The sequence below is a fragment of the Tropicimonas sp. genome, from assembly GCF_047971885.1.
Lineage (GTDB): Bacteria > Pseudomonadota > Alphaproteobacteria > Rhodobacterales > Rhodobacteraceae > Tropicimonas.
Window position 1 is genome coordinate 1 of sequence record NZ_JBKEAE010000032.1, and the last position, 6,263, is coordinate 6,263.

The following is a 6,263-nucleotide window of genomic DNA, read 5'->3' on the forward strand; positions in this document are numbered from 1 at the left end:
GCCGCCCGATATCCGACCGGTCGCGGCTGGCGGTTTCGGTAAGCTGGCCACCGTGCATGACCAGGATGCGGTCGGCGAGGGCGAGCACTTCGTCGAGGTCCTCCGAAATCAGGATGACGCCGGCGCCCCGGTCACGCGCCGCGATCAGGCGGCGGCTGACCTCGGCGGCGGCGCGAAAATCGAGTCCGCGTGTCGGCTGGTTGGCGAGGATCACGTCGGGGCGCGTTTCCAGTACCCGCGCCAGAATCAGCTTCTGGATATTGCCGCCCGAAAGCAGCGCGGCGCGGGCGTCCGTTCCCGGGCCGCGCACGTCGTATTCGGCGCAAAGCTCGGCCGCATGCCGGGCGATGTCCCTGCGGCGCAGGAATCCGGCGCGCTGAACGTCGGCGGCATCGAGCCGTTCGAGGATCAGGTTCTCGGCCACGCTCAGCGCATCGACGATTCCGTCGTGATGACGGTCTTCGGGGATGCGCCCGATACCGGCTTTCATTGCCGCCTGCGGAGACAGGGCGGAAAATTCCCGCCCGTCGCAGCGTATCCGCCCCGAATCCGGCGCCAGCATGCCCGAGATCACCCGGGCGAAGGCGCTTTGTCCATTGCCCGAGACCCCGGCGATGCCGGCGATCTCACCCCGCCCGAGGCTGAGCGAGACATCGGCGATCCCGTGCGTGTCCCGTCGCGGCAGAACGGTGATCCGATCGAGGCCGAGCACCTCGGCGCCCGGCGTTCCGGGCACACGGCCGGGCGGGGCATGCTCTTCGCCGATCATCATGCGGATGATCGACTGGGTGTCGGCGTCGCGCGTCAGCATCTCGCCGGTCTTGGCGCCATGCCGCAGCACCGCGATACGGTCGGAAAAGGCCAGAACCTCGTGCAGCTTGTGCGAGATGAAGATCACCGAAAGTCCCTTGTCCACCATCGTGCGGACCGAGGCAAAGAGCGTGTCCGCCTCCTGCGGGGTCAGAACGGCGGTCGGCTCGTCCAGCACGAGAATGCGCGCCTCGCGGTAGAGCGCCTTGAGGATTTCGACCCGCTGGCGTTCGCCGACCGACAGGTTGCGCACCCGCTTGTCGAGCGGTGCGCGCAGGCCCGAGCCGGCCATCAGCGCCTCGAGCCGGGCGCGCGCCGCGCGCCGGTTGCGGTTGAGGTGGAACATGGGTTCGGTGCCGAGCAGGATATTGTCGACCACGCTCAGGTTCTCGGCCAGGGTGAAATGCTGGTGCACCATGCCGATGCGCGCGCCGATGGCGGCCTGCGGCTGGCCGGGGGGCAGAATGTGCTCGCCCCCGTCCTCGTCCCACACATGCACGCTGCCGGAATCGGGCGCGTATTCGCCGAACAGCATGTTCATCAGGGTGGTCTTGCCGGCGCCGTTTTCGCCGAGCAGGGCCAGCACCTCGCCGCGATGCAGGTCGAGGTCAACATGATCGGCCGCGAGCACCGGGCCAAAACGCTTGACCATGCCGCGCATGGACAGGATCGGGGGGTTGTTCATCTATCCGGCCCGGCGGGCCTGCCGCCGGGCCCCTTTGTCACTTGTCCGAAACCGGGGCTTCGTCGTTGACCTCGACATGGAAACTGCCGTCGAGGATCTCCTTCTGCCGGGCCTCGACCGCCGCGATCACCTCGGGCGGGACAAGCCTGCTGTCGAAGGCAACCGAGCCACCGCCGTATTTCATCTCGCTGTAAATGCCGTAGTTGTCGGCCTTGAACGTGCCGCTCGTCACCGCCTGGATGGCGGTGTCGACGGTGGGTTCCATGTGCCAGATCGCCGAGGCGAGGATCGTGTCGGGATAATCCGCCGCCGTGTCGATCACGTTGCCGATCGCCTTGACCCCGCGCTCGACCGCCGCGTCCGACACGCCGAAGCGCTCGGCGTACATGATGTCGGCGCCCGCATCCATCATGGCAAAGGCGCTTTCCTTGGCCTTGGGCGGATCGTACCAGCTGTCGATGAAGTTGACGAGGAAGCGGACATCGGGGTTGGCCGAACGCGCACCCTCCATGAAGGCGTTCATCAGCCGGTTGACCTCGGGGATGGCATAGCCGCCAACCATGCCGATGACGTTGCTTTCGGTCATGGATCCGGCAATCATTCCGGTCAGATAGCTGGGTTCCTGAATGTAGTTGTCGAAGACGGAAAGATTGGGCTCCTCCGGTCCGAAGGACGAGCCCATCAGGAACCTGGTGTCCGGGTAATCGGCCGCCACGCTGCGCGCCCCGCGTTCGACCCCGAAGATCTCGCCCAGGATCAGTTGCTGGCCGCCTTCGGCATATTCGCGCATCACCCGCTCGTAATCGGTATTGGCGACATTCTCGGAAAAGACATAGTCGATCTCGCCCCGTTCGGCGGCGGTATTGAGCGCCTTGTGGATGCGGCTGACCCACTGCTGTTCGACCGGAACGGTGTAGATCGCGGCCACCCTGAGCCGGTCGGCGGACAGCGACGGGCCGGCGGCGGCAGCCAGCATCAGCGCCGAGGTTGCTGCAAGCAGCGCGCGGCGACCGAAGGTGAGGGGGCGTCCGGGCATGAAAATCTCCTGTTGGATTGTTGTCGGCTTTTCTGCTGTCACTTTGATCCGTTGCCGCAGGGATTGGCAATTGCAATGTCGCAAACTGCGGCAGCGGGTTGTCGGCGGCTGTATTGCGACAGGTCGGGCGGCAGCAAGCCGGCCGACTGCGCGGAAATTGGGCATGTTTCGCCTATCCGGCACCGCGCCGCGTAACGAAAAGGGCCGCCCTGTGGGGCGGCCCGGGATTCCGCGCAGGCTCAGCCGACGATCATCTGCTTCATCTTCAGCGCCTCGTATTCCAGTTCGCGCAGACGGTATTTCACCACGTCGCCGATCGATATCATGCCGATGCAATGCTCGCCGTCCATCACCGGAAGGTGGCGGAAACGCCCGGTCGTCATCTGGTGCAGCATGTCGAGCAGGCGCTGGTCGGGGGCGCAGGTCACGACGTTTCTGGTCATCAGTTCCTCGACCCGTTTGGTATAGGTCTCACCGGGCAGGTCGGCGAAGCCGCGCACGATGTCGCGCTCAGTCAGGATGCCCACGACACCGCCGTTCTGATCGCGCACCATGACGGCGCCGATGTTGTGCTCCTTGAGCACTTCCGAGGCGTGGTGGATCGAATCGGCGGGCCGGACCGAGAAGATTTCGGTTCCCTTCTGGTCGAGCACGGTCTGCGCCGTCGCGCGTCCGCCCTGCGGGGTCAGGTTCGATTCGAGGCTCTGGCTGTGCGTATGCGGGTTCTCGTGTTCGATCGGGTGTTCCGTCTTGCGGTGCATTGCTTCCTCGCTCCGTGCCCTTGCGAAACCCGGCTGCGGTCCGAAACCGGGCTGTTCCGTCGATGTCTGCCCGCGATGCGCTGCATTTCCTCCCGCCCGTCGGTGTTCCCCGGATCGGGTCAGTGGAAGCCGCCGGAGCGCGGGCGCGCCGGCCGGCCGGCCCGACTCGGCGCCTAGCCGCCGAAATCGTCGAGCATGATGTCTTCCCGGTCGACGCCGAGGTCAAGAAGCATGTTGATGACCGACTGGTTCATGATCGGCGGGCCGCACATGTAGAATTCGCAAGCCTCGGGTGCCGGGTGATCCCTGAGGTACTGCTCGTATAGCACGTTGTGGATGAAGCCGGTGTAGCCGGTCCAGTTGTCTTCGGGCAGCGCGTCAGACAGGGCGACATGCCAGGTGAAGTTGGGGTTCTCGGCGGCAAGCCGGTCGAAATCCTCGACAAAGAACATCTCGCGCTTCGAGCGCGCGCCATACCAGAAGGTGATCTTGCGGTCGGTTCCGAGCCGCTTGAGTTGGTCGAAGATATGGCTGCGCATCGGTGCCATGCCGGCGCCGCCGCCGATGAAGACCATCTCCTTGTCGGTATCGCGGGCGAAGAATTCGCCATAGGGACCCGAGATGGTAACCTTGTCCCCCGGCTTGAGGTTGAAGATGTAGGACGACATCTTGCCCGGCGGAATATGCGCCGTGCCCGGCGGCGGCGAGGCCACCCGGACGTTCAGCATGATGATGCCCTTCTCCTCGGGGTAGTTGGCCATCGAATAGGCGCGTTCCACCGGTTCGGTGACCACCGATTCGTATTGCCAGAGGTTGAAGCGGTCCCAGTCCTCGCGGTATTCCTCCTCGATGTCGAATTCGGAGTATTTGAGTTCGTGGGCCGGCGCCTCGATCTGGATGTAGCCGCCGGCGCGGAAGTTCACGTTCTCGCCCTCGGGAAGCTCCAGCACCAGCGCCTTGATGAAGGTGGCGACGTTTTCGTTGGAACGCACCGTGCACTGCCATTTCCTGACGCCGAAGACCTCCACGGGGACCTCGATGCTCATGTCCTGCTTGACCGCCACCTGGCAGGACAGGCGGTCGCCGTGGGTCGCGTCGCGCCGGGTGATATGAGATTCCTCGGTCGGCAGTATCGAGCCGCCGCCCGAATGCACCCGCACCCGGCACTGGCCGCAGGTGCCGCCCCCGCCGCAGGCCGAGGGGACAAAGTACTTTTGCGCCGCGAGCGTCTGCAGAAGCTTGCCGCCGGCGGGAACGTTGATCTTCACGTCGTCGTTGATGGTGATCGTGACATCGCCGCTCGACACCAGTTTCGAGCGCGCGAACATGATGACGGTGACCAGAACGAGGACGATGGCGGTAAAGAGGACGACGCCGAGTACGAAGGTATCCATCCGTCCGCCCCTTTCAGAGTTTCACGCCGCTGAAGGACATGAAGCCCATGGCCATCAGGCCCGCGGTGATGAAGGTGATGCCGAGCCCCTGCAGGCCGGAGGGAATGTCGGAATACTTGAGCTTCTCGCGCACGCCCGCCATGGCGGTGATAGCCAGCGCCCAGCCCAGCCCCGACGACATACCGTAGGTCAGCGATTCGGCGAAGGTATAGTCGCGTTCAGCCATGAAGAGCGAACCGCCGAGGATGGCGCAGTTCACGGTGATCAGCGGCAGAAAGATACCCAGGGCGTTGTAGAGCGGGGGAAAGTACTTATCGAGCACCATTTCAAGGATCTGCACCATCGCCGCGATCACCCCGATGAACGAGATCAGGCTGAGAAACGTCAGGTCCACATCGCCGAAGCCGGCCCAGGAAAGCGCGCCGGGTTTCAGCAGCCCGTTCAGGATCAGGTTGTTGGCCGGAACGGTGATCGCCTGGACGACGATCACCGAAATTCCCAGCCCGAGCGCGGTCGAGATCTTCTTGCTGACGGCGATGAAGGTGCACATGCCGAGGAAGAACGACAGCGCCAGGTTCTCGACGAAGACGGCCTTGACGGCGAGCGAAAGCAATCCGTCCATCAGTGCGCCTCCACGTTCTGGATGGTGAACTCGACCTTTTCGACCTGCTCTGGCTTCCAGGTGCGGAAGGCCCAGATGATCAGCCCGATGATGAAGAAGGCCGAGGGCGGCAGCAGCAGCATGCCGTTGGGCACATACCAGCCGCCGTTGTTCACCGTGGGCAGGATGGTGACGCCGAACAGCGTGCCGGCGCCGAAAAGCTCGCGCACCGTTCCCACCAGCATCAGGATCAGGCCATAGCCCATGCCGTTGCCGATGCCGTCGACGAAACTGTCGATCGGCGGGTTCTTCATCGCGAAGGCTTCGGCCCGGCCCATGACGATGCAGTTGGTGATGATCAGGCCGACAAAGACGGAGAGCGTTTTCGAAATCTCGTAGAGATAGGCCTTGAGGAACTGGTCGACCACGATCACCAGGCTGGCGATGATGATCATCTGCACGATGATGCGGATCGAGCTGGGGATCTGGTTGCGCAGCATCGAGATGAACATCGACGAGAAGGCCGTGACGAAGGTCACCGCCAGCGCCATCACCAGCGAGACCTTGAGCGAGGAGGTCACCGCCAGCGCCGAGCAGATGCCCAGCACCTGCAGCGTGATCGGGTTGTTGTCGACAAGCGGATCGAGAAGATAGTCGCGTCGGGTCTGCGCCATTACAGGTCTCCCGCCCTGAGATGTTCGAGGAAGGGGGCGAAGCCGTTCGCGCCCATCCAGTAGCGCACGAGGTTGTCCACCCCGGTCGAGGTCAGCGTCGCCCCGGCGATCGCATCGACCTGATAGTCGCGCATGTCGGCGGACGGCACGCCCTTGGCCACGGTGATCTTCAGATCGCCTTCGGCGTCGCGCAGCTTCTTGCCCTGCCACTGGGCCTTCCAGCGCGGATTGTCGACCTCGGCGCCGAGGCCGGGGGTCTCGGCATGGTCGTAGAATTGCAGGCCGTAGATATCGTTGCCGTC

Annotated in this window: 7 protein-coding genes; all 7 read right to left on the bottom strand. The window is 64.2% G+C overall.

Annotated elements, in window-relative coordinates; translation table 11 throughout:
* Nucleotides 1-1,495, bottom strand: a 1,495-nt coding sequence (locus ACK5IR_RS04095; protein ID WP_416926194.1) for an ABC transporter ATP-binding protein, incomplete at its 3' end; no start/stop codon positions are given.
* A 37-nt stretch (nt 1,496-1,532) separates the two neighbouring features.
* A complete protein-coding gene (locus ACK5IR_RS04100; protein WP_416926196.1) occupies nt 1,533-2,531 on the bottom strand; it encodes a BMP family protein in 999 nt (332 codons plus the stop codon).
* 239 nt (nt 2,532-2,770) lie between these two features.
* Nucleotides 2,771-3,292 (bottom strand): CBS domain-containing protein, encoded by a 522-nt coding sequence (locus ACK5IR_RS04105; protein ID WP_416926198.1) that lies wholly within the window; start codon nt 3,290-3,292, stop codon nt 2,771-2,773.
* A gap of 173 nt (nt 3,293-3,465) precedes the next feature.
* Nucleotides 3,466-4,686 carry an NADH:ubiquinone reductase (Na(+)-transporting) subunit F gene (gene nqrF, locus ACK5IR_RS04110; RefSeq protein WP_416926200.1) on the bottom strand — a complete coding sequence of 407 codons (1,221 nt, stop codon included), beginning with the start codon at nt 4,684-4,686 and terminating at the stop codon, nt 3,466-3,468.
* A gap of 13 nt (nt 4,687-4,699) precedes the next feature.
* Entirely contained in the window at nt 4,700-5,308 is a 609-nt protein-coding gene (gene nqrE / locus ACK5IR_RS04115; protein ID WP_416926202.1) for an NADH:ubiquinone reductase (Na(+)-transporting) subunit E, read from the bottom strand.
* Nucleotides 5,308-5,961: an NADH:ubiquinone reductase (Na(+)-transporting) subunit D gene (locus tag ACK5IR_RS04120; RefSeq protein ID WP_416926204.1), complete on the bottom strand. Its 654-nt coding sequence runs from the start codon at nt 5,959-5,961 to the stop codon at nt 5,308-5,310. Before ACK5IR_RS04120 ends, nqrE begins: the two co-directional genes overlap by 1 nt.
* On the bottom strand, nt 5,961-6,263 hold a 303-nt coding region (locus ACK5IR_RS04125; RefSeq protein WP_416926206.1), incomplete at its 5' end, for an FMN-binding protein. The genes ACK5IR_RS04125 and ACK5IR_RS04120, both read right to left, overlap by 1 nt.

What these genes read in the sequence shown, in the direction of transcription:
- ACK5IR_RS04100 (WP_416926196.1), bottom strand. Translation starts at nt 2,531, where the DNA reads ATGCCCGGACGCCCCCTCACCTTCGGTCGCCGCGCGCTGCTTGCAGCA.
- ACK5IR_RS04105 (WP_416926198.1), bottom strand. Translation starts at nt 3,292, where the DNA reads ATGCACCGCAAGACGGAACACCCGATCGAACACGAGAACCCGCATACG.
- nqrF (WP_416926200.1), bottom strand. Translation starts at nt 4,686, where the DNA reads ATGGATACCTTCGTACTCGGCGTCGTCCTCTTTACCGCCATCGTCCTC.
- nqrE (WP_416926202.1), bottom strand. Translation starts at nt 5,308, where the DNA reads ATGGACGGATTGCTTTCGCTCGCCGTCAAGGCCGTCTTCGTCGAGAAC.
- ACK5IR_RS04120 (WP_416926204.1), bottom strand. Translation starts at nt 5,961, where the DNA reads ATGGCGCAGACCCGACGCGACTATCTTCTCGATCCGCTTGTCGACAAC.